Annotated in this window: 22 protein-coding genes; 16 read left to right on the forward strand and 6 right to left on the reverse strand. The window is 48.0% G+C overall.

Translation table 11 applies throughout. The features are described 5' to 3' along the window. The first annotated feature begins 60 nt into the window (after nt 1-60). The gene (locus AXG56_RS19070; RefSeq protein ID WP_008639888.1) at nt 61-228 is read left to right on the forward strand and encodes an aspartyl-phosphate phosphatase Spo0E family protein; all 168 of its coding nucleotides are present in this window, start codon (nt 61-63) and stop codon (nt 226-228) included. Between the two features lie 147 nt (nt 229-375). Here the strand turns inward: AXG56_RS19070 and AXG56_RS03420 are convergent, their stop codons facing one another. Then, on the reverse strand, nt 376-1,530 hold the full coding sequence (locus AXG56_RS03420) for an aminotransferase A (RefSeq protein ID WP_008639886.1): 1,155 nt from the start codon (nt 1,528-1,530) through the stop codon (nt 376-378). A gap of 108 nt (nt 1,531-1,638) precedes the next feature. On the opposite strand from AXG56_RS03420, the gene AXG56_RS19075 reads away from it, so the two are divergent. The 5 genes from AXG56_RS19075 to AXG56_RS03440 all read left to right on the forward strand — a co-directional run bounded on the left by AXG56_RS19075 (nt 1,639) and on the right by AXG56_RS03440 (nt 5,005). Then, complete coding sequence (locus AXG56_RS19075; protein WP_081694881.1) at nt 1,639-1,785, forward strand: FbpB family small basic protein; 147 nt, start codon at nt 1,639-1,641, stop codon at nt 1,783-1,785. 114 nt (nt 1,786-1,899) lie between these two features. Then, entirely contained in the window at nt 1,900-2,757 is an 858-nt protein-coding gene (locus AXG56_RS03425; protein ID WP_008639882.1) for a patatin family protein, read from the forward strand. After that, nucleotides 2,757-3,455 carry a DNA alkylation repair protein gene (locus tag AXG56_RS03430; protein ID WP_062513288.1) on the forward strand — a complete coding sequence of 233 codons (699 nt, stop codon included), beginning with the start codon at nt 2,757-2,759 and terminating at the stop codon, nt 3,453-3,455. Before AXG56_RS03425 ends, AXG56_RS03430 begins: the two co-directional genes overlap by 1 nt. Before the next feature lie 54 nt (nt 3,456-3,509). Continuing rightward, nucleotides 3,510-3,914 (forward strand): hypothetical protein, encoded by a 405-nt coding sequence (locus AXG56_RS03435; RefSeq protein ID WP_062513290.1) that lies wholly within the window; start codon nt 3,510-3,512, stop codon nt 3,912-3,914. Nucleotides 3,915-4,099: 185 nt separating this feature from the next. Continuing rightward, the gene (locus tag AXG56_RS03440) at nt 4,100-5,005 is read left to right on the forward strand and encodes a chemotaxis protein (RefSeq protein ID WP_062513292.1); all 906 of its coding nucleotides are present in this window, start codon (nt 4,100-4,102) and stop codon (nt 5,003-5,005) included. Nucleotides 5,006-5,065: 60 nt separating this feature from the next. On the opposite strand, the gene AXG56_RS03445 is transcribed toward AXG56_RS03440, so the two are convergent. The 3 genes from AXG56_RS03445 to AXG56_RS03455 all read right to left on the reverse strand — a co-directional run bounded on the left by AXG56_RS03445 (nt 5,066) and on the right by AXG56_RS03455 (nt 6,941). After that, the gene (locus tag AXG56_RS03445) at nt 5,066-5,284 is read right to left on the reverse strand and encodes a hypothetical protein (protein WP_062513294.1); all 219 of its coding nucleotides are present in this window, start codon (nt 5,282-5,284) and stop codon (nt 5,066-5,068) included. A 68-nt stretch (nt 5,285-5,352) separates the two neighbouring features. Further along, on the reverse strand, nt 5,353-5,820 hold the full coding sequence (locus AXG56_RS03450; protein ID WP_008639875.1) for a YkyB family protein: 468 nt from the start codon (nt 5,818-5,820) through the stop codon (nt 5,353-5,355). Nucleotides 5,821-6,080: 260 nt separating this feature from the next. Beyond that, nucleotides 6,081-6,941, reverse strand: a complete 861-nt coding sequence (locus tag AXG56_RS03455) for a metallophosphoesterase (protein WP_026577541.1) — start codon at nt 6,939-6,941, stop codon at nt 6,081-6,083. A 145-nt stretch (nt 6,942-7,086) separates the two neighbouring features. Between AXG56_RS03455 and fadH the strand changes: the two genes are divergently transcribed. Continuing rightward, complete coding sequence (gene fadH / locus AXG56_RS03460) at nt 7,087-7,851, forward strand: 2,4-dienoyl-CoA reductase (RefSeq protein ID WP_062514095.1); 765 nt, start codon at nt 7,087-7,089, stop codon at nt 7,849-7,851. 72 nt (nt 7,852-7,923) lie between these two features. On the opposite strand, the gene AXG56_RS03465 is transcribed toward fadH, so the two are convergent. Beyond that, the gene (locus AXG56_RS03465; RefSeq protein ID WP_026577540.1) at nt 7,924-8,562 is read right to left on the reverse strand and encodes a hemolysin III family protein; all 639 of its coding nucleotides are present in this window, start codon (nt 8,560-8,562) and stop codon (nt 7,924-7,926) included. A 258-nt stretch (nt 8,563-8,820) separates the two neighbouring features. On the opposite strand from AXG56_RS03465, the gene cbpB reads away from it, so the two are divergent. The 5 genes from cbpB to AXG56_RS03490 all read left to right on the forward strand — a co-directional run bounded on the left by cbpB (nt 8,821) and on the right by AXG56_RS03490 (nt 14,180). After that, a complete protein-coding gene (gene cbpB, locus AXG56_RS03470; protein WP_008640437.1) occupies nt 8,821-9,291 on the forward strand; it encodes a cyclic-di-AMP-binding protein CbpB in 471 nt (156 codons plus the stop codon). 87 nt (nt 9,292-9,378) lie between these two features. Next, on the forward strand, nt 9,379-10,860 hold the full coding sequence (locus AXG56_RS03475) for an MDR family MFS transporter (RefSeq protein WP_062513296.1): 1,482 nt from the start codon (nt 9,379-9,381) through the stop codon (nt 10,858-10,860). A 61-nt stretch (nt 10,861-10,921) separates the two neighbouring features. Next, entirely contained in the window at nt 10,922-11,641 is a 720-nt protein-coding gene (dapD, locus tag AXG56_RS03480; protein WP_008640439.1) for a 2,3,4,5-tetrahydropyridine-2,6-dicarboxylate N-acetyltransferase, read from the forward strand. A gap of 60 nt (nt 11,642-11,701) precedes the next feature. Then, the gene (locus AXG56_RS03485; RefSeq protein WP_026577537.1) at nt 11,702-12,817 is read left to right on the forward strand and encodes an N-acetyldiaminopimelate deacetylase; all 1,116 of its coding nucleotides are present in this window, start codon (nt 11,702-11,704) and stop codon (nt 12,815-12,817) included. A 73-nt stretch (nt 12,818-12,890) separates the two neighbouring features. Then, nucleotides 12,891-14,180: a hemolysin family protein gene (locus AXG56_RS03490; RefSeq protein ID WP_062513299.1), complete on the forward strand. Its 1,290-nt coding sequence runs from the start codon at nt 12,891-12,893 to the stop codon at nt 14,178-14,180. A gap of 98 nt (nt 14,181-14,278) precedes the next feature. Here AXG56_RS03490 and AXG56_RS03495 read toward each other — a convergent pair whose 3' ends face one another. Then, the gene (locus AXG56_RS03495; protein ID WP_008640442.1) at nt 14,279-15,118 is read right to left on the reverse strand and encodes a mechanosensitive ion channel family protein; all 840 of its coding nucleotides are present in this window, start codon (nt 15,116-15,118) and stop codon (nt 14,279-14,281) included. 342 nt (nt 15,119-15,460) lie between these two features. On the opposite strand from AXG56_RS03495, the gene AXG56_RS03500 reads away from it, so the two are divergent. The 4 genes from AXG56_RS03500 to AXG56_RS03515 all read left to right on the forward strand — a co-directional run bounded on the left by AXG56_RS03500 (nt 15,461) and on the right by AXG56_RS03515 (nt 21,683). Beyond that, complete coding sequence (locus AXG56_RS03500) at nt 15,461-17,218, forward strand: ABC transporter ATP-binding protein (RefSeq protein WP_008640443.1); 1,758 nt, start codon at nt 15,461-15,463, stop codon at nt 17,216-17,218. A 15-nt stretch (nt 17,219-17,233) separates the two neighbouring features. After that, the gene (locus tag AXG56_RS03505; protein WP_008640444.1) at nt 17,234-19,057 is read left to right on the forward strand and encodes an ABC transporter ATP-binding protein; all 1,824 of its coding nucleotides are present in this window, start codon (nt 17,234-17,236) and stop codon (nt 19,055-19,057) included. Nucleotides 19,058-19,311: 254 nt separating this feature from the next. Beyond that, nucleotides 19,312-20,673, forward strand: coding sequence for a cytochrome ubiquinol oxidase subunit I (locus AXG56_RS03510; RefSeq protein ID WP_026577534.1), 1,362 nt, complete (start codon nt 19,312-19,314; stop codon nt 20,671-20,673). Beyond that, nucleotides 20,670-21,683, forward strand: coding sequence for a cytochrome d ubiquinol oxidase subunit II (locus tag AXG56_RS03515; protein WP_062513301.1), 1,014 nt, complete (start codon nt 20,670-20,672; stop codon nt 21,681-21,683). The genes AXG56_RS03510 and AXG56_RS03515 overlap by 4 nt, the downstream gene beginning before the upstream one ends. Nucleotides 21,684-21,725: the final 42 nt, after the last annotated feature.

Genomic DNA, 21,725 nt, shown 5'->3' on the forward strand with positions numbered 1-21,725 from the left:
CTTTCTTTTTAGAAGGAAGAGTACAAGGAAATGGATAGAACAAGTCAGGAGGTAGTCGGAATGCAGATGACCGATAAGGATCCTCGCATAACGAGAGTGGAGATACTCCGGAAAGAAATGACCAAAGTAGCCATGGAAAAAGGACTCTCAAGTAAAGAATCCGTGAAATTAAGCCAGGAATTAGACACCTTACTGAATGAGATACAAAGTGATAAACGTCCGAAATAAAGCATATGGATCCCGTCTATATGCTTTTTTAGCTTGTGGAAGAAGTACTTTTCCTAGCGAACGGGTTTCGAAAAAATGAATTACCTTTTTAAGTTTTTTGATCTTCTGGAAAAGCCCATGGATCCAGTCCACGGGCTTTTTACTGTTTCAATTTTTTTGGAGAAACTTCTCGAGCCGGTCGAGTCCTTCTTTCAGCGTATCCATATGGTAGGCGTAGGAAAGCCGCATAAACCCTTGGCCGGAAGCGGAAAAGGCATCACCGGGTACGAGAGCGAGTTTGGCTTCCTCTACCAGCTGGACAGCTCGATCGAACGTCGTTCTTCCTTCAAGTGGAAATTCCACGAAAATATAGAAGGCGCCTTCCGGTTCAGCGAAGGACAGACCCATTTGGCGCAGCCTTTCGGTCACATAATCCCTCCGTTTCCTATAGGCATCCCTCATTTGTTCGGCGTCCTGCTTTCCGTTTGTCAGCGCCTCTAAAGCTGCGTACTGGCTGATCGATGTCGGACAGGAGACATTGTATTGGTGCACCTTGAGAATATGGGAAGCCAGCCAGCGCGGGGCAAGTAAGTATCCGATCCGCCATCCTGTCATACTATGGGACTTCGAAACACCGTTGATGACGATGACCTTATCTCTCAGTTCGGCATACGAGGCGATGGAGACGTGCGGCCGTTCGTACACAAGTTCACTGTATATCTCATCAGCAATCAAGAAGACATGTTTACCGGCAAGAAAGTCCGCAATATCTTCCAATTCCGGCTCTGTCATCGAAACGCCGGTAGGATTGGATGGGTAAGGAAGAATGACGGCCTTCGTCTTATCCGTCCACGCCCGTTCTATTTCGGCCCGTGTGAGTTTAAAGTTGCTTTTCCTTGTATCGACGGTGACTACCTGTCCGCCTGCCAGGTGCACAAGCGGTTCATAGCCGGGATAGACAGGTCCCGGAAGGATTACTTCATCGCCTGGTTCAAGGATTGTCCGAAGTGTCACATCGAGGGCCTCGGAAGCTCCTACGGTGACAATAATCTCATCTTCCGGTGCATAATCGAGTCGGTAATTCGTCTGTACATGTCTGCTGATCGCTTCTCTTAATGGGAGAATGCCTGCGTTGTGCGTGTAGCTGGTCCGGTCTTCTTCGATGGCTTTAATCCCGGCTGCTTTGATGTTTGCCGGTGTCGGGAAATCAGGCTGCCCGATTGTCAGAGAAACAACATCTTTGTAGCCACTGACCATATTAAAGAACCGTCGTATTCCGGATATTTCGATTTCTGTTACTTTCGTATTGATCCTATGTTTCATCGTTTCTCTCCTTGTAACACATAATTAACAAAATGTTCAAACAATTTAATGGTACAGCCTTCAGACATTTGGTATACTGCTAAGGAAGAAATGGAAAGGAGAACAGCTATGAGACCAAACCGAATTTCCTTTGAAGATCTTGTAGATCGTAACAAACAGCAGCTTCTGAAGGACGAAGACGCCCTCGAAAAAATCGAGAACAAAATAGATGAAAAGCATGCCAAAAGACTGGAAAAGAAAACGTATGTCAATTGATGACAGTACATGAGAGAAGCGTCCGATTCTGCGGGCGCTTCTTTTTACTTTCCGGAATCATTTGTGGCAGAATGATAATAAGAATATCTTAAAACAAATCAGAAGGTGATTTCAATGGAAAATACGGGACTGGTGCTGGAAGGCGGCGGCATGCGCGGCGCTTATACAGCGGGGGTGTTGGACTACTTCCTGGATGAAAACATCCAATTCCCTTACGTCGTCGGTGCTTCTGCGGGAGCCTGTAACGGCAGTTCTTATGTCGCGGGACAGCGGGGGAGGAACTATGAAGTAATCGTCGAATACGGGAGTCATCCGGAATACATATCTTACAAACGGATGTTCACAAAACGTCAATTGTTTGGAATGGATTTCATATTCGATACACTTCCAAACCAATTGGTTCCTTTCGATTACGATGCGTTTCTTAAACAGGATACGACTTTTGTGATCGGTACGACGGATATGGAGTCCGGGGCTCCGGTGTTTTATGATAAGTATCCTGATAGGAGCAGTCTGCTTCAGTTGATACGTGCTTCAAGCTCTCTACCCATGATCGCTCCAAGCATAGCTTACGATGGCAGGCAGTTGATGGATGGCGGCATAGCGGACCCGATTCCCCTGGACCGCTCGATGGAGGACGGCAACAAGAAGCACGTCGTCGTCCTGACCAGGAACGATGGGTATATCAAAGGAAAGATGAAAGGCGCCTGGTATATGAATCGGAAGTACAAGCAGTTCCCCTTGTTCGCAAGAGCTATGATCGAACGCCATATCAAATACAATCAGCAGCTTAAGCTTTTGAAGGAGATGGAAGAGGAAGGATCGGTCTTCATTATCCGGCCGAAAGAGCCGCTTAAGGTCGGGCGTGTGGAAAAGAACAGAGAACGTCTGCACCAGCTCTATGTTCAAGGGTATGAAGAAGCGAAACAGTCTGAAGAGCTTCTAGCTTCTTTTTTGGAGAAAGAAAGTTGATGAATAGGGCGAAGGTATTGGCCGCAGCTGTTCACGAGGCGCTTGCTTCAAACAAGAACGAGAAAAACAAGAGGCCCATGGAAGCTTATATGAAACACCATTTTTCTTTTTTTGGAATAAAAGCACCGGATCGCCGGCTTCTATGCCGGCCGATATGGAAAGAATACCGGAACATAGAGGAAGCGGAGAGGATGGAGGCTGCGAAACTCCTGTTCGATATGGAAGAAAGGGAATGTCATTATGCAGCTATTGAACTACTGGAGCGCGGCACGAAGAAAACGCTCCCGTCCGCCATCGACGGGTATAAGCAACTGCTGGAGACGAAACCCTGGTGGGATACAGTCGATCCGATCGCGTCGAAATTGTGTGGTGCTTTCTTCCTTCGTTACCCCGATTTTCTCCGTCCTGTTACGGAGGAATGGAGCCGGTCGGAAACGATGTGGCTGCGCCGCTCGAGCCTCCTGCATCAGTTGAGATACAAGGAAAAGACGGATCGGGACCTGTTATATCACGTTATCCATGAGTTGAAAGAGGAGCGGGAATTTTTTATCGAGAAAGCAATCGGATGGGCGCTGCGGGAATACAGCAAGACAGCACCGGAAGCCGTCCTATTGTTTGTAGAAAGTCACCCGCTCCGCCCGCTCAGCAGAAGAGAAGCATTGAAATGGATGAAAGCACAGGGCATGCTGGACGTTTAAGGAAATCTTTCCTTGTTCATAATGGTAGTAATGAGAACAAGGAGATGAACGTACATGAATTTGTCCGAATGGCTGGACCCCTCTATTCTGGATGGAGCAATCCGGATGTTGGACCCTGATCTATTGGGGATATTCGGCCTTGAACCCCACCACGTCCAATTCACACTTGTATTTCTGTTGATGGCGGCCGTCATGTGGGTGATGAAACCCGTAATGGAGTGGATCATCCTTCATAACTGGAAGACTTTTGCAAGCTACCTGGGCAGCAGTCTGACAGTGCTCGTCTTTCTTCAACTAATTGATCGTTATGCGATGAGCGGAAACACGTCGATGCTGCCTGACTTTTTCTGGTCGATTTCCCTGCTTGGCATAAGCAGCTTCGGTTTATGTTATATCCTCTTTCAGGCAGGAAAGCGGAGCTGGAAGAAACTCAGCCGTCGCCACAAAAAAGCAGCTTAGGATGTTTTCTGTGACGACGGACTCTTTGTCATTTACGTGGGAGAATAAGTATATTTGTTTGCATGAATACATGTCATTGAGCCTGAATTCTGGGGCTTTTTTTTGTAAGTAGGACTTCTTTTCTAAACCTTCCAGGAAGAATGTCGATATAAGGCATAGATCCGATACAGGAAGGGCGATGAAATGTGAACAAAGAACAGGGAATCCTATTGGAGAGCGGCACCAACGAATTGGAGATTGTAGAATTCGGTATCGGGGGCAACCGCTTCGGGATCAACGTCATCAAAGTCAAGGAGATATTAAACCCGCATCCTATTACGAAAATCCCTCATTCCCATAAGTCGGTGGAGGGAATTATAGAAATTCGTGGAGAGGTCGTGCCGGTGGTGGATGTGGCACACGCCCTGGGTTTCCCTGCCTCGGAAAATCCGGAACGGGATAAATTCATTCTTACGGAATTTAATCAGACAAAAATTGTTTTCCACGTACATACCGTTACCCAGATCCACCGCATTTCATGGAGTGATATCGAAAAGCCTGATCGTATGTATCAAGGGCTGGAGACGCAGGTCACAGGTGTGATCAAGATGGAAGAGGGAATGATGCTTCTGCTTGATTTTGAGAAGGTCGTCGCTGACATTAACCCGGAGTCCAGCATTCACAAAGGGCAGCTTAGGGAACTTGGAGACCGGGATCGGTCGACGAAACGAATTCTGCTGGCAGAGGATTCAGCCATGCTCCGGGCAATGGTTCAGGAGACACTCGGGGAAGCAGGATATGAGCAGACGTTCAGCTTTGAAGACGGCAAAGAAGCATACGATCATTTGGCAGGATTGGCAGAAGAAGGTAAAGTGCTGGAAGAGGAATATCAATTGATCATTACAGACATTGAGATGCCCCGTATGGACGGGCATCATCTGACAAAACTGATTAAAGAAAATGAAGCAATGAGCAAGCTGCCGGTGATCATCTTCTCTTCCTTGATCACCGATGATCTGCGGCATAAGGGAGAAATGGTCGGTGCTGATGCGCAAGTGTCCAAACCGGAAATCGTCGACCTTGTTAAATGGATCGACCATTTTATTCTGTAACAGCTGTAAACGAGGGGCACGAAGAAAAAATGATGACAAAGGGCGCAAAGCGGCCTCTTGTCATCTTTTTTTATCCATCTCATTCTGTGTGAAAAGCTTATCATGCCAGGCGTAGGCATGCTTGGAGAGTACTTCCGGGTCCTTCCCTGCAGGGGACGCCTGGATGACCTTTTCTTTTTGTTCTGTGGTCAGATGCTCATAGGATGAACGCATTTCCGTCGTGTATTCCATATACTTCTTCAAATGATAAAGAAAGTCTTCCATTGGATCCATCGTCATAGAAATCAGCCTCCTCCTTATGTTTTATTCCTTATTTTTACAGAAGCGAAACATAAGGAGCGGTTTTATCAGCGATCCCTTCGTCTGCGTTGGTTCCACGGACCGCCGGTCGGCTGCCCGAGAAAGCTCGGACTTGTCGTCTGCATGGCATGCATCGGTTTTTTCGGCATTTTCCAATCCAAATAGTGGTAAAGATTCCGCTTCGCTTTCGACAGGGAAAGCTTCGGCTTAGGATTGCGGTAGGACTGGTCGACTTTACCGAGGTGCTTGAGTTGATCGAAATCCTGTTTATGTGCAGGAACGTGGAAGTAATAGCCCCCGACTTCAATCAGGAGAGTCGAATGCTGCTGGCTGAATCTCGGGTGGTCCGAGAAGTGAAGTCCTACTTTCTTCGCGCGGTTTTCCTGAAGGAGTTTTTCGATGGTTTGTTTTTTGATGTCGTATAAGTGCTTTGGTTCCGGAGCTGTCTTGGCATGGCGGTTGACGATAAATAAGGATTCTGCCAATTCCCGGTTCGATAAATGTGTTTCTTTCATCAGTGGACTCCTTTCCATCCAATTCAAACGGTTTTCTATCTATTAGGATTTGACGAAAGGCGGTGTAACGGAAGTTCCCGTCATAGATCCGCCTGGCTGTAAAATAAGCTTTGGTAACGGGCGGATGCATCAGCCTGTCCCTCCCTAGGTAGGAGGATAGAGAGAGCTGTCTTAGTATAACCAACAGGACCTCTCCTACAAGTAAACTTCTTCTAGTGTACCACTTGTATTCGTATGGTTGCATGATTTATGTGTAGTCTTTAAGAATCATTTGATTTCAAGAGAAATAACGAAATTTCCGGCTGACAAAGGAAACGGTAAGGCAGCCGTGTCGTTCCGATGCCTCTGCTCACGTACAAATCGAGTCCCTGTTCCAAGCGGTAATGACCTTCGACATATTTCTCCGCATAGGGAGGGGTGACCATGTACCCGTAAAACGGCAGCTGCACTTGTCCTCCATGGCTGTGACCGGAAAGTTGAAGGTCGATCGGGTAGCGTTGATAGTCGTCGGCTACATCCGGCTCATGAACCATCAGGAGTGTGAATAAATCCTCTGGAATACGGTTCAATGCTTTTTCAATATCCGGTTTCCCCAGCATCACATCGTCCAAACCTGCAAGGGCAAAAGATGCAGACCCATTTCGAATGAGGATGTGTTCGTTCTGCAAAAGTTGGAAGCCGCCCTGGTCCATCACGTCCCGGATTTTGTCTGTACCGTAACCACCATGGTCGTGGTTTCCGTAAATCCAGTACTTCCCGCGTTTAGCTTCCAGTTTCCTGAGCACCTGCACAAGCTCCACAGGATAATCGTACGTGTGGGGTTTATCGACGAGATCGCCTGTAAAAAGCAGGAGGTCGGGCTCGTACCCATTGATGGTCTCTGAGAGCTTGTTTAATTGGTTTATATCATAATGGAACCCGAGATGGGTATCGGAGAACTGGAGAACTTTGAAATTGTGGAAAGCTCTCGGAATTTTCTCGCTTGTAATCGAATAGGTTTTTGTCTGAAGCATGTGAGGCTCGAGATAACGGGCATACGAGTATCCAAAAGCGCCGATCCCGAGAATGCCTGCTGTACCGGATAAAACGCGTTTCAGAAAGGTTCTACGACTCATTTTCATAGCAGCACTCCCCCGAATTCTTCCGCCATTATATCACGAAACGAAAAAATAATTCGTCGAAAATACCGCGTTTTTTATAAAATGAACAGGAATTCATTTTATGCGTGTAGAAAGATATGTAAGAGGAAAAGAGGAGGAATTTGTCATGAAGAACGAAGTAGTCATTGTCACGGGAGGATCGAGCGGGATGGGGCTCCATATGGCTAAACGTTTCGTGGAGGCAGGAGCAAAGGTCGCCATTGCCGGTAGAAACGAAGAACGTCTGGAAGCGGCGCGGAAGGAAATTGCACAAGGAAAGGAAGATGACGTCCTTACCATTCAGATGGATGTGCGAGAAGTGGAAGATTCAGAGAGAATGGTCGCTGAAACTGTAAGCGCTTTCGGTAAGGTGGATCATCTTGTTAATAATGCGGCAGGTAATTTCATCGTACCTGCGGAGGATTTATCGCCCAACGGCTGGAATGCGGTCATTAACATTGTACTGAATGGTACCTTTTACTGCAGTCATGCCGTAGGAAATTACTGGATTGAAAACAAAATCAAAGGATCCATTCTGAATATTGTCGCTACATATGCATGGGGAGCAGGGGCAGGAGTTATTCATTCCGCCTCGGCTAAAGCGGGAGTCCTTGCCATGACCCGCACGCTTGCTGTGGAGTGGGGAAGTAAGTATGGTATAAGGGCGAACGCCATTGCCCCTGGGCCGATTGAGAGGACAGGTGGGGCAGAGCGGTTGTTTCAGTCGGAGGAAGCGGCGGAGCGGACATTGAAGTCCGTACCTCTGAAGCGTCTTGGAACACCGGAAGAGATTGCGGCTCTCGCAAATTTCATTCTCTCAGAAGCTTCCTACATGAATGGTGAAGTGGTAACGCTGGACGGCGGACAGTGGCTGAACAAACATCCATTTTGATTCACATAGAAAAAGGTTCAGAACCGTCATCCGGCTCTGAACCTTTTTTTATGTGCTGATGGAACGATCACTTCAACCGATGATATAGAAGAATACCGTAAAGAAGTGCAGGATCGACCCACCGAGGACGAACAAGTGCCAAACCATATGGTGATAGGTGAAACTGCGCCATACATAGAAAATTGCACCGATGGAATACAGGACGCCTCCGACGACGAGGTACGTGATGCCGGCGGCTGGAACCTGAGCGGTAAGCGGACCCCAGGCAAGAACGATAAGCCAGCCCATCAGTACATAGAAAACGGTGGACATTACAACAAAACGTTTGACGAAGAATACCTTAAACAGAATACCGAGAACCGCAAGCCCCCATACGATGCCGAACAGAGTCCAACCGAGCGCTCCTCTTAATGGGACGAGCAGAATCGGGGTATAGGTGCCGGCAATGAATAAATAAATCGCCGAGTGATCAAAGATTTCAAACAGGTCCTTTGCTTTCCCTGGAGGAAAACTGTGGACGAGTGTCGAAGAAACATATAAGACGAGCATGGATACACCGTATATCGTCACACTTGTTATGTGCCATGCATTGCCGCCGATACTTGCGAACACAATCAGAAGGACGAGCATGGCAGCACTCAGGACAGCCCCTATCCCGTGCGTCACAGCATTCGCTATTTCCTCGCGTTTCGAGAAGGTGTGTGTCATCATTTCCATCTATTCCACTCCAATACTATCAGGTGTGTTCATTATACGCCTATAAAAGTGATTTATAAAGGGAAGCAGAAAGAAGAGGTTTGATGTTATCCAAATAGTGGGTAATAGATAGTCGTCCGAATGCGTCAGAGAGAGAGAATTGTCGGAAATTGCGGTTCGTGATCAGGCTTGATCTATGTTAAACTATGTAATGGTTCCTTAGAGCGTCTCTTTCTGCTCCTTCAGATGTTGAACAAAGGAGTGAACATGATTATGGTAAGTATAGAAGAAACAGAAACATTGAGGATCCCTCTCGTATCAGAGATCATGATCCCATCAGAGAAGGTCGCCCACGTGCAGGTAGGCAATCCTTTGGAGCACGCGCTGCTAGTCCTCGTGAAATCAGGCTATTCTGCAGTTCCTGTACTGGACCCTACGTACAAATTCCAAGGGGTGATCAGTAAGACAAAGATACTGGAGGAAACGTTGGGAATGGAAAGGTTCGAGCTTCATCACTTATCGGATATCAAGGTGTCGGAAGTGATGGATAAAGAGGTACCGTGCCTTAAACAGGACGATACGATGATTGATGCCCTTCATAAACTGATTGATTTTCCTTTTGTCTGCGTCACCAATCCGGAAGGCGAATTTGACGGAATCGTCACCCGCCGCACGATACTAAAACAATTCAGCAAACACTACCACGAAACCTTCAAACACACGATGAACGAATCGAATGCATAATACAAAAACTATACCGGAATAGATGGCATCTTCCTGATGTCATCTATTTTTTGTAGTATAGTTAAAGCGATTACATAGATAAAGGGGATGAATCCTTTGCAGAAAAACAGACAGAGAAGGGGACTCGTCCTTGCTTCGATTATGCTTGCCATGTTCCTGGCAGCCATCGAAGCGACGATCGTTTCGACGGCTATGCCGAGCATCGTGGCCGACCTTGGTGGGTTCAGCTTGTACAGCTGGGTATTCTCCGCCTACTTATTGACCAATGCCTCTACGGTTCTGCTGTTCGGCAGACTGTCCGATGTTTATGGTCGAAAACCGATTTTCATGGTCGGAATCAGCTTGTTTTTAACGGGAGCGGTCATTAGTGCACTTTCTCCTTCTATGGAAGTATTGATCGTGGCAAGGCTTGTTCAAGGACTCGGAGCGGGTGCTTTGATGCCGATTGCGACAACGATTGTAGGCGATATCTACACGAAAGAGGAGCGGGCGAAGATCCAAGGCTACCTCTCGAGCGTCTGGGGGATTTCTGCTGTTACAGGTCCTGTTCTGGGCGGTTTTTTTGTGGATATACTCAGCTGGCATTACGTATTTTGGATGAATATACCGCTCGGCCTGCTGGCTCTCGCAGGTATCCTGCTTTTCTTTAAGGAGGAAAAGGTCAAAGAAAAGCGTTCGGTCGACTGGACAGGGTCGCTGCTGGTGGTCGTTACCATCAGTACTGTCATGATTATCCTTGTAGAAGGAGGTACGGGACTCGAGTGGAGCTCGCTTCCAATTGCCGGACTTGCTGCTGCAGCTTCAGCGGGAGCTTTAAGTTTTGTCTTTCATGAGAGAAGAATAGCAGACCCGATGATTCCGGTCGAGTTATGGAAGATCCCTTCCATCCGCTACGCCAACCTCACTTCTCTCACGACAGGAATGATTCTGATCGGCGTCAGCAGCTACCTGCCTGCATTCGTCCAGGGAGTAATGGAGCAGTCTGCGACCGTTGCGGGCTTCACCTTGACGACTATGTCGATCGGCTGGCCGATTGCTTCGACGGCTGCAGGACGTCTCATCCTGAAAATAGGATATAGACCAACCGCATGGATCGGAGGAGTTTCCCTTATTATCGGGGGAGCGGTCTTTACCATGCTTACACCTGATAAAGGTCCGTGGTTCGCCGCCTGTGCTTCATTGTTCATCGGGATTGGAATGGGTCTGACGTCGACCTCTTTCATTGTGTCCATTCAAAATGCCGTGCCTTGGAAGCAGCGGGGGATCGCGACAGCAACCAATATGTTCATGAGGACGATCGGCAGTGCCGTGGGGGCGGCACTCTTAGGAGGCCTCCTGAACAGCCGGCTTGCAGGTACGATCAAGGAAGCAGGCTTAGCTGATTCGCTCGGAGTCGATTCCGCCAATTCCCTGCTTAGGGAAGAAAGCCGGGGCGATTTAACGACGGAGGAGCTTCGTGTTTTGCAGGACGGACTCACGGACGGCCTGCACCTTGTTTACATCGGTTTATTGGTGCTCTCCATTGTCAGTTTTCTTTTAATTCTGCAACTTCCGAAAAAAGAGGATTGAAATTAGGCACGGTGCTTTGATAAAGTAAAGGGGGAAAGAAATACATAGAGGAGGAAACAACATGAAGCAGATGGACGCTAATGAAATCATTTCATTCATTTCAAATAGCAAGAAATCAACACCGGTCAAAGTTTACGTCAAAGGGAGCGATCTTGAAAGTATCGAATTCGGAGAAGAAGTGCAGGATTTCGTCTCCGGTACTTCCGGCGTCCTTTTCGGAGAGTGGAAAGTCATTAAATCGGTTCTTGAAGCAAACGAGTCTAAGATTGCGGATTATGTAATAGAGAATGACCGCCGTAATTCCGCGATTCCGCTGCTGGATATGAAAGATATCAATGCCCGTATCGAGCCTGGTGCTATCATCCGCGACCAAGTAGAGATCGGAGATGGAGCCGTCATCATGTTCGGTGCCATGATCAATATCGGTTCTGTAATCGGGGAAGGTACGATGATCGATATGAACGTGGTTCTTGGAGGACGCGCAACAGTAGGGAAGAACTGCCACATCGGTGCTGGAGCCGTACTTGCAGGTGTTATTGAGCCGCCATCCGCTAAACCGGTTGTCATCGAGGATGGCGTTGTCATCGGTGCGAACGCTGTAGTACTGGAGGGCGTAACCGTCGGTGAAGGTGCTGTTGTTGCTGCCGGAGCGATTGTAACGGAGGATGTTCCGCCGAATACACTTGTTGCCGGTACCCCTGCGAAAGTTCTTAAGGAAATCGATGATCAGACGAAGTCGAAAACCGAGATCAAGCAGGAACTGCGTAAACTGGACAATTAATTTAACGAATTACAGGGCCTTGCTGGCAAAGCAAGGCCTTTCTTATAAGGAGGAACCACCATGCAGCAAGAGCAGTTGACAGCTGTGCGAAGAGAATTACATCGTATTCCGGAGCTCGGCTTTCAGGAATTTGAAACCCAGCGTTATTTATTGAACTATATTGCCGGGCTTCCTCAGGAGGCTTTGGTTGTTGAGACATGGAGGACCGGAATTTTTGTCAGAGTCAGAGGAACTGTAGGAGCGAAGACAATCGGCTACCGGGCCGACATGGACGGATTACCGTTGACGGAGCAGACCGGCTATGACTTTGCCTCGGAATACCCGGGGAGGATGCACGCGTGTGGACACGATTTCCATATGACCATCGCGCTCGGGGCTCTCACCCGTCTGGCGGAAAAGCCGACAGAAGATGATGTCGTGTTTCTTTTCCAACCTGCAGAGGAAGGGCCGGGCGGTGCGGAGCCGATGATGCAGGCGGAGGAAATGAAATCCTTCCGTCCGGACGTCCTGTTCGGGCTTCATATTGCACCGGAACTGCCTGTCGGGACAGTATCTTCCAAACCAGGTCTCCTGTTTGCCAATACAAGTGAGCTGTTTATCGATTTTCACGGACTTGGAGGGCATGCAGCATTTCCGCATCTGACACGGGATATGGTGGTCAGTGCCAGTACATTCGTGACCCACTTGCAGCAGATTGTCGCGAGAAGAGTCGATCCACTGGACAGTGCCGTCATCACGATCGGGAAAGTGGAAGCAGGCACGGTGCAGAACATCGTCGCTGAAACGGCCCGTCTGGAAGGGACGATCCGTACATTATCACCGGAGGCGATGGACCGGGTGAAGAAAGAGATCGAAAAAGTGGCCACAGGATTTGAAATTGCTGATGACTGTCGAATTCACATCGATTACGGATCAAACTACCATCAAGTATTCAATAACGACACATACGTGAAGCAGTTCCGAGGAATTGTAGAACAATCGGATTACCAATACAAAGAAGCTTTGATGGCCATGACAGGAGAAGATTTTGGATATATGATCAAAGAAATTCCTGGTTTTATGTTCTGGCTCGGTGTAGAGTCTGATGCCGGCCTGCATCATGCAACGCTGAAACCTAAAGAGACAGCACTCACCGTCGGTGTGGATGTTGTCGAACAAACGATCCGCGGACTATAGATACCCATGCATACCTGCTATATACAAGCAAACAATAAAGTAGGCTTGATGTATGCAAGAGGAGGGTTTGCGGATGGAATCCACCATAAAATTAATCGCCGTTGCATTATTGATTGCATTGACGGCATTTTTCGTTGCCAGTGAGTTTGCTATCGTTAAGGTAAGAAGGACGCGTTTGGAAGCGAAAGCGCAGGAAGGAAACAAGCGGGCTGAGATGGCGCTGAAGATCGTCCGAAACTTGAACTATTATTTATCTGCCTGCCAGCTGGGCATTACGATTACGGCGCTGGGTCTAGGGTGGCTCGGTGAACCGACGCTTGAAGTGCTGCTCCATCCACTGTTCGGTTCCCTTTCGCTGCCGGAAGGCTTTACAAATACGCTTTCCTTCGCTGTCGCTTTCTTTGTCATCACTTTCCTCCATGTTGTTTTAGGAGAGCTGGCACCGAAAACCGTAGCGATACAAAAAGCGGAACAGCTGAGTCTGCGTCTGGCGCGGCCGCTTCTCCTTTATAGTAAAATTATGTACCCTCTGATCGTTCTTTTGAACGGATCAGCTAATCTGCTTGTCCGCCTGCTCGGATTTGGAGTCGTCAAGGAATCGGAAGAGGTACACTCGGAAGAAGAACTCCGCCATATTTTGACGAAAAGTTACCAGAGCGGAGAAATCAACCACTCCGAGTTCACGTATGTAGACAGGATATTTGAATTTGACAATCGAATGGCGAAGGAAATTATGGTGCCGAGGACAGAGGTGGTCGTCCTTGATGCTCACCAATCCATTGCCAGTGCAGAACGAGAAATGAAGCAGAACCGCTTTACCAGGTACCCGGTCGTGGACGGGGATAAAGACAACGTAATTGGTTTAATTCATATGAAGGAACTTTTATATGAAGACGGCTCCAAAGATATAAACATCCGGCCGTATATCCGCCCGATTATGAAGGTGTTCGAGAATGTACCTATTCAGGAAATACTCGTCAAGATGCAGAAAGAGCGGAGCCATATCGCTTTACTGATCGATGAGTACGGAGGTACTGCCGGTATCATCACGATTGAGGATATTATTGAGGAAATCGTCGGAGAAATCCGGGATGAGTTCGATGCTGCGGAGGAGAGAAATATCAAACGCCTGAAGAATGGTCACTTCCTTTTGGAAGGAAAGACGCCGCTTCAGGAAATCAATGACTACTTTGATCTCCACCTGACCGGACAGGATGTCGATACCATAGCAGGATGGGTCTATATGAAAGATTATGAAGCAGGACAAGGGACGGTGCTCGAAGCGGAGGATTATCAGTTCCGCGTGATCGGTGTCGACAGGGGGCAGATCAAAAAGGTGGAAGTGATCCGGGGTTACGAATAAAAGGTCCGGCCGGAGGGTCTTGAGAATTGAGAATAGCATGAACAAGCGTATAGGACATTCCTTCGCCAATAAAAAAAGACCCCATCAGGGTCTTTTTTTTATGCTTCTTTGCGTATGTTAACTTGATGTGGGTAGGGGATTTCGATGCCGGCAGCGTCCAGGGCTTCCTTCATCGCTTTTCTCATATCGCGTTCCACTGCCCATTGTTCCATGTTCTCTGTCTTTCCGAGGATACGGATAACGACATCGGAAGAACCAAGGCTTTGGACGCCAAGGACGTTCGGACCTTCTTTGAAACGCTCATCGGACGCAAAGTCATCAGCCACCTTCTGAAGCACCGCCATAGCTTCGTCAATATTTTCATCATAGCCGATACCAATATCAACAAGGGCGCGCATATTTCCGCGGGAGTGGTTCGCCACGCCTGAAATGTTGCGGTTCGGTACGAAATTGAGCGTACCGTCAAAGCTGCGGATCTTCGTCGTGCGGATACCTACCTCTTCCACGACTCCGTCGTACCCGCCGGCAGTTACGTAATCATCGACTTCGACCTGACGCTCCAATAATAAGAAGAAACCGGTCACGATATCGGACACAAGTCCCTGCGCACCGAAACCGATCGCAAGTCCAAGGATACCGGCACCGGCAAGAAGCGGTCCGATATTGATGTCGACAGCAGTGAGCAACATCATGATCAGAATGGCGATCAATACATAAGAAAATAAATTGACACACAAACGATGAAGGGTTTTTGTGCGCCCCTCCGATAATTTCCGCTGTTGACCCATCCGATCGATTGCGGCACCGATCGCTTTCGAACCAAGCGGTTTGACGATAGCAAACGCAATTAATAATACGATGATTTCCAAGCCGACAGAAATAAGGCTGTCCACCAGCTCTGCCGCATTAAATTTAAATCCCTCTTCAAAAATGTTCAAAGTCAAAACTCCTTCCTGTCTTCCAATTTCTACTGCTCCTACATAGGATATCGGAAATCACAGGGGGATTTCAACGATTAAGAATGAATTAGTAGATAGATGTCGAATGCTTGCTGCCGTATTACTTCTTTTTTCAGCCTTTCTCAGCATTTCTTATTACCTCAGGGTGTATCGTTCTTCCACAATAAGATGGAATTCTGAGAAAGTTGTTTGAAGGTAAAGGACAGAAAATTTTAAAAATTGGGTCGAATAGGTGGAAAAATATTTCGATACCCGATATATTTATAGTTATGTTCCGAAACAAATTTCCCATCGGACGATAAACAAAAAGGAGGGGCATCTATGGAAACATTCAGGAAATTAAAGGCATTCTACTGGCCCTATCGGAAATATTTCTTCTTATCTCTATTCTCACTTTTCTTTGTGACGGCTATTACAGTCGTCTATCCCATTGTTCTGCAGGTGACCATCGATGACGTCGTGGCAGGGGGACGGTACGAGTGGATCCCTTACATCTGCGCGGTTTTCCTCTTGTTGATGGTAATCAAGGGTATTGCTACTTATTACCATCAGTATCTCGGCGATTACTTCGGGATCCGCTCTGTCTATCGCCTGCGTGACGGGCTGTACAAGAAATTGCAAAGGCTTTCTTTCAAGTATTACGACAATGCGAAGACGGGAGATTTGATGTCGCGCTTGACGGCGGACGTCGAAGGGTTCCGTTTCTTTCTGTCCATGGGATTCTCGGAGCTCGTTCGTATCGTCCTGCTCATCCTTATCAGTTTAAGCGTCATGTTTTATTTCTCTGTACCTCTTGCGCTCATTACGATGGCTGCTATGCCTTTTCTTGCCGTGGTCGTCTACCGCTTTGAAATTCAAGTCCACCCCGCATTCCGAAGAATCCGTAAGTCATTCGGGAAGTTGAATACAAGGGTGCAGGAAAACATCAGCGGCATGAATACGGTCAAATCCCTTTCCCGCGAGAATTTCGAAATCGGTCGTTTCTCGGACAGCAGCAGCGATTATCGCTCTAAATTCATTACATCTTCCAACATCTGGGCAAAGTTCTTCCCTCTGATGGAATTCATTGGAAATGTGAGCGTCGTCGCACTTCTGGCTTACGGCGGATATTTAGTTGTCAATGGCTCGCTGCAGCTTGGGGAGCTGGTCGCTTTCTTCAGTCTCGTCTGGTATATCCTGGGACCGCTCATGAACATCGGTTTCGTCATCAACCTGTTTTCTCAAGCCAAAGCATCCGGAGAGCGTCTGCTTGAGATATTAGAGGCGGAAGAAGACATCCAGGAGAGGGAGGACGCGCTGTCCGTTGATCGTCTAAATGGCCATGTCACCTTCCGCGATGTCACCTTAACGTATGTCGAAGGAGATGATTCCGCATTGAAGCATATCTCTTTTGATGCGCCTCCCGGCAAAACGATCGGCCTGATCGGACCGACTGGTTCGGGAAAAACGAGCATTACCCAGCTGATTACACGCTTCTATGAACCGGAGGCGGGAGAGGTGCTCATCGATAACCATCCTGTTTCGGATTATGGCTTGAAATCCCTCCGCAAGAATATCGGTTTTGTCCTTCAGGAGTCTTTCTTGTTTTCGACGACCATCAGGGAAAACATCGCCTATGGCGATCCTGATGCTTCTGAAGACGCAGTGATCGAGGCAGCCAAGCGTGCTCAGGCACACGACTTCATCATGGAAATGCCCGACGGCTATGATACGCTGCTCGGTGAACGGGGGATGGGACTCTCCGGTGGTCAAAAACAGAGGATTGCTATTGCACGCTCAATTCTAATCGACCCGGCTGTCCTCGTTCTCGATGATGCAACATCCGCGGTTGATATGGAAACAGAATTCCAGATTCAGAAGGCACTAAAGGAAGTGATGAAAGGGAGGACGACGTTCATCATCGCCCACCGGATTTCTTCCTTAAAGCACGCGGATGAAATCCTGGTGCTGGAAGATGGAGAAATCAAGGAGCGTGGTGTCCATGATGATCTCTTACACAATAACGGCCCATATCAACGGATCTATGATATCCAATACCAGGATAAAGAAAAAATACTGAACGCATCCAACGTTTCGTAAGAAGGAGGAGTGAAGATGTCTGCTGAAAAAACAGAAACGAATAAGCATTTGAATCGTTTCAAATATACACAGGACCAGGCCATTGAGAAGCCGTTTAACTGGGGACAAATGTGGCGTCTGCTTGCTTACATAAAGCCGTACGCCAAGACGCTGCTGCCAATCTCCATCATTGCAATGCTGGTCTCGACGCTGGTCCGGCTTGTCGTTCCAATCCTGATCGGAAAAGTGGCCATCGATATAGCGATTAAAGACGGCAATACCAATTTATTGATCGAGCTTGTCGTTGGAATCGCCGTTTTATACGGGCTCAGCTATGTCGGCAATATTCTTCGGATTAAATATGTCAACATCCTTGGTCAAAACGTCATATACGATTTGAGACAGCATTTGTTTTCCCACGTCCAGCGCTTGTCTCATAAGTTCTTTGATTCCAGATCCGCCGGTTCTATTCTTGTGCGGATCATGAACGATATCAACTCCCTTCAGGAATTGTTCACAAATGGAATTATCAATTTATTGATGGACATCGTCATGTTGACCGGAATTATTGTCATTCTATTTGTACTGAGTCCAAAGCTTGCCCTCGCCGTTCTTGTCATCATGCCGATCATGTTTTACATTTCGACGAAGCTCAGGCGTAACATACGCCGCTCCTGGCAGGATGTGAGGATCCAGCAGTCGCGCTTGAATTCCCATTTGAATGAGAGTCTGCAGGGCGTAAGAATAACCCAGTCGTTCTCACAGGAGAGGGAAAATACGGAATACTTCGATGGTGTCAACAGCGACACCTTCGCATCTTGGAATACGGCGTCTAGAAAAAGTGCCATGTTCCGGCCATTCGTCGAGATGAGTAATGCCGCAGGTACCATTATTCTGGTCGCATTCGGAGCTCATCTTATCCTTGAAGGCGATGTGGAAATCGGTACTTTCGTATCCTTTGCCTTCTTCCTGGGAATGTTCTGGGAGCCGATTTCACGTCTCGGTATGGTCTACAATCAGCTGTTGATGGCCATGGCCGCATCCGAGCGGATCTTTGAATTTCTTGATGAGAAACCGAATGTGGAAGAAAAGGCCGGCGCTGTTACTTTGACAGATATGAAAGGTCACATCGAATTTGATCACGTCCGGTTCGCCTATGATGAGAAGCGAATTGCTCTCCATGACATAGAATTGGAGATGAAGGCAGGGGAGACGGTAGCCCTCGTCGGCCATACCGGGTCCGGTAAATCGACCATCGCGAACTTAATCAGCCGCTTTTATGACCCGACGGGAGGTTCTGTGAAAATCGACGGTGTCGATCTTCGTGATGCGACCATCGATAGTGTCCGCCAGCAGATCAGTGTCGTCCTGCAGGATACATTCATTTTCTCAGGGACGATCATGGAGAACATTCGCTTCGGACGACCCGGTGCATCCGATGAAGAAGTCATGGACGCTGCGAAGGTTGTTGGAGCCGATGGTTTTATCCAAAGACTCAGTGAAGGATATCAAACGGAAGTAGAAGAGAGAGGAAGCATTCTGTCTGCAGGGGAAAGGCAGCTCTTATCCTTCGCCCGCGCCCTTCTGGCTGATCCGAGGATTTTAATACTGGATGAAGCGACAGCGAGTATCGATACGGAAACAGAAGTGAAAATCCAGCAGGCGCTGAAAAGACTTCTGAAAGGCCGGACAGCCATCATGATCGCTCACCGATTGTCGACGATCAGGGAAGCAGACAACATCTTCGTACTCGAGCAAGGGAAAATTTTAGAGCACGGGTCCCACGAGGAACTGATGGATGCTAAAGGGGAGTACTACGAATTAGTCAAAGCCCAGTTCCGCATGCTCGATGCTATGTAATTCCATTGAATATTCATTTCTTGTAAATATGGAAGCCGTCAGTCATGACGGCTTCTTTTTTTGTGGAAGATCCTGTTACGATCCGTGCCGGAAGGGGTAAACGAGTAATGTCGAACGGAAGGATTTTTGAAGGAAATGTGAAGTTTGTGAAGTATGTCACAAAATCGTCAACACTGACTGCCCACGAAGTGGGATGACCGCATTATACTAAGTGTATCGGATAGATTACCACGAGTTCGTTAGGAGGAAGATTCATGTTCGATTTTGATAACGTCGCCGTAAGTCAGTCACTGACGGCGATGACTCTATTATTCCATGCTATTTTCGCAACGATCGGAGTCGGTGTTCCTGTGCTCGTTTCCGTCGCTGAATTTATCGGGATCCGGAAGAAAGATCCTCACTATACATTACTGGCAAGACGATGGACCCGCGGTTATACCATCACCGTAGCCGTTGGGGTCGTGACTGGAACCGCGATCGGCCTGCAGCTTTCTTTGATCTGGCCGAGCTTTATGCAGATCGCAGGTAACGTCATTGCTCTGCCGCTCTTCATGGAGACGTTCGCCTTCTTCTTCGAAGCGATCTTCCTGGGCATTTATTTATATACGTGGGACCGGTTCAAAAACCCGATCCATCACTGGCTTTTGTCCATTCCTGTGGTGATTGGAGGGACGATGTCCGCCTTTTTCATCACGACGGTCAACTCCTTCATGAACACGCCGCAGGGATTCGACCTGGAAGGCGGTCGTTTCACGGCAGTCGATCCAATTGCAGCGATGTTCAACCCTGCAACTCCGACAAAGGTGTTTCACGTCGTATCTTCATCCTATTTGACAGCAGCCGCCATCCTTGCTGGTATAGCCGCTTTTATTATTTTAGTGAAAAAAGGAAGTGCTTATCATAAGAAAGCTTTGAAATTAACGGTTTCCATGATGTTCATTTTTGCTATTCTGACGGCTCTTGCCGGGGACTTATCAGCGAAATTCCTTGCTGAACACCAGCCGGAGAAGCTTGCTGCAGGAGAATGGCACTTCGATACGGAGGAAGGAGCAGACCTTGTTGTTTTTGGAAGACTTAATGAGAATAATGAGGTGGAGAACGCCATCCGTATTCCAAACGCTCTGAGCTTCCTTGCTCACGGCGATTTCCAGGCGGAAGTAGAAGGTCTGAATGAAACTCCTGAAGAAGAACGTCCGCCGTTATGGATACACTATATGTTCGATCTGATGGTGACGATCGGATTTTACCTGCTCGGCATTTCCCTGTTGTTCCTCGTATTCTGGAAAGTGAAGAAGTGGAATACGTATCATCCGCTGCTTCTTTGGGGAATTGCGCTTGCCGGACCATTGTCCATGCTCGCCGTCGAATTCGGGTGGATATTTGCGGAAGTCGGCCGGCAGCCATGGATTCTGCGCGGGTTTATGACCGTTGCCGAGGGTGCGACGACCTCACCTTATGTCACCCAGATGTTTGTCCTGTTCGCCGTCCTTTATTTGGTGCTTGCCCTCGGGTGTATCCTTACCCTGCGAAAAATCTTTAAGGGGAGACCAGCCGAGCTTGAAATGGAACGACGATATCCGCAGGTGGCAGCAGCGAGAGAGGAGGCCGATGAATGAACTATGAATTGATTGGGATCAGCGTCTTGTGGCTGTTCCTTTACGGGTATTTAATCGTAGCATCCGTCGACTTCGGCGCTGGTTTCTTCGCCTATTATGCCAGGTTGACGAAGCAGGACCATGTGATAAATAAACTGATTTCCCGCTATTTATCTCCTGTTTGGGAAGTGACGAACGTATTCTTTGTGTTCTTCTTCGTCGGTCTGATCGGATTCTTCCCGGATATGGCCTACTATTTCGGTCAGGCCATGCTCGTTCCGGGCAGCATCGCCATTGTTCTCCTTGCCATTCGCGGCTCATTCTACGCGTTTGAGAATTATGGATCGAAAAATAACAGCTTCTACATGTTCCTGTACGGGGCGACCGGACTGCTTATTCCGGCTGCGCTTTCGACCGGGTTGACGATCTCGGAAGGGGGTTACATCGAAGAGACGGCGGACGGGGTTCACCTGCTCGTCGGAGAACTGTTGACCAGCCCTTATTCCTGGAGTGTCGTGTTCCTTGCGATTGTTTCCGTTCTGTATATCAGCTCGATGTTTCTCAGCTATTACGCTCACAGAGCGGATGATCAGCCTGCTCTTAATCTCGTCCGTCGTTATGCCTTGTTTTGGAGTTCCCCTACGATTATCGCCAGTCTGACGACATTCATTGCCCTCAGTCAGCAGAACGAGGAGCATTTCAACAAGGCGCTTGATCTGTGGTGGGTATTCGGCCTCTCTGTCGCAGCCTTTATGCTTGCCGTCTTTCTCGTATATAGAGGGAAACATTATGGATGGGCGTTCATCGCCGTCATGGTCCAGTTCTTCTTTGCCTTCTTCGGCTACGGAGCTTCTCACCTGCCTTATCTATTGAAGCCTTTCGTAACCTTGACAAGCGGCGTGACAAATGACGCGATGGCTGTTGCACTTGTCATTGTATTCATCGCAGGGCTTTTGTTACTCATCCCTTCCCTGATCCTGTTGATGCGCCTGTTCCTGTTCGACGCAGAATATGTAAAAGGGAAAAAATAGATACAGGGTCTAATGGTTGGAACGTCTGCAGCAGCGGGCGTT

The sequence above is a fragment of the Halobacillus sp. KGW1 genome, assembly GCF_001592845.1.
Lineage (GTDB): Bacteria > Bacillota > Bacilli > Bacillales > Halobacillaceae > Halobacillus.

Excerpts from the sequence above, each read along its gene's own strand:
- AXG56_RS03420 (WP_008639886.1), bottom strand. The coding sequence starts at position 1,530 with ATGAAACATAGGATCAATACGAAAGTAACAGAAATCGAAATATCCGGA.
- AXG56_RS03465 (WP_026577540.1), bottom strand. The coding sequence starts at position 8,562 with ATGATGACACACACCTTCTCGAAACGCGAGGAAATAGCGAATGCTGTG.
- AXG56_RS03445 (WP_062513294.1), bottom strand. The coding sequence starts at position 5,284 with ATGACGATGGATCCAATGGAAGACTTTCTTTATCATTTGAAGAAGTAT.
- AXG56_RS03515 (WP_062513301.1), top strand. The coding sequence starts at position 20,670 with ATGAACTATGAATTGATTGGGATCAGCGTCTTGTGGCTGTTCCTTTAC.
- AXG56_RS03430 (WP_062513288.1), top strand. The coding sequence starts at position 2,757 with ATGAATAGGGCGAAGGTATTGGCCGCAGCTGTTCACGAGGCGCTTGCT.
- AXG56_RS19070 (WP_008639888.1), top strand. The coding sequence starts at position 61 with ATGCAGATGACCGATAAGGATCCTCGCATAACGAGAGTGGAGATACTC.
- AXG56_RS03450 (WP_008639875.1), bottom strand. The coding sequence starts at position 5,820 with ATGAAAGAAACACATTTATCGAACCGGGAATTGGCAGAATCCTTATTT.
- AXG56_RS03505 (WP_008640444.1), top strand. The coding sequence starts at position 17,234 with ATGTCTGCTGAAAAAACAGAAACGAATAAGCATTTGAATCGTTTCAAA.
- AXG56_RS03500 (WP_008640443.1), top strand. The coding sequence starts at position 15,461 with ATGGAAACATTCAGGAAATTAAAGGCATTCTACTGGCCCTATCGGAAA.
- cbpB (WP_008640437.1), top strand. The coding sequence starts at position 8,821 with ATGGTAAGTATAGAAGAAACAGAAACATTGAGGATCCCTCTCGTATCA.
- fadH (WP_062514095.1), top strand. The coding sequence starts at position 7,087 with ATGAAGAACGAAGTAGTCATTGTCACGGGAGGATCGAGCGGGATGGGG.
- AXG56_RS03425 (WP_008639882.1), top strand. The coding sequence starts at position 1,900 with ATGGAAAATACGGGACTGGTGCTGGAAGGCGGCGGCATGCGCGGCGCT.
- dapD (WP_008640439.1), top strand. The coding sequence starts at position 10,922 with ATGAAGCAGATGGACGCTAATGAAATCATTTCATTCATTTCAAATAGC.
- AXG56_RS03490 (WP_062513299.1), top strand. The coding sequence starts at position 12,891 with ATGGAATCCACCATAAAATTAATCGCCGTTGCATTATTGATTGCATTG.
- AXG56_RS03510 (WP_026577534.1), top strand. The coding sequence starts at position 19,312 with ATGTTCGATTTTGATAACGTCGCCGTAAGTCAGTCACTGACGGCGATG.
- AXG56_RS19075 (WP_081694881.1), top strand. The coding sequence starts at position 1,639 with ATGAGACCAAACCGAATTTCCTTTGAAGATCTTGTAGATCGTAACAAA.
- AXG56_RS03455 (WP_026577541.1), bottom strand. The coding sequence starts at position 6,941 with ATGAAAATGAGTCGTAGAACCTTTCTGAAACGCGTTTTATCCGGTACA.
- AXG56_RS03435 (WP_062513290.1), top strand. The coding sequence starts at position 3,510 with ATGAATTTGTCCGAATGGCTGGACCCCTCTATTCTGGATGGAGCAATC.
- AXG56_RS03485 (WP_026577537.1), top strand. The coding sequence starts at position 11,702 with ATGCAGCAAGAGCAGTTGACAGCTGTGCGAAGAGAATTACATCGTATT.
- AXG56_RS03475 (WP_062513296.1), top strand. The coding sequence starts at position 9,379 with ATGAATCCTTTGCAGAAAAACAGACAGAGAAGGGGACTCGTCCTTGCT.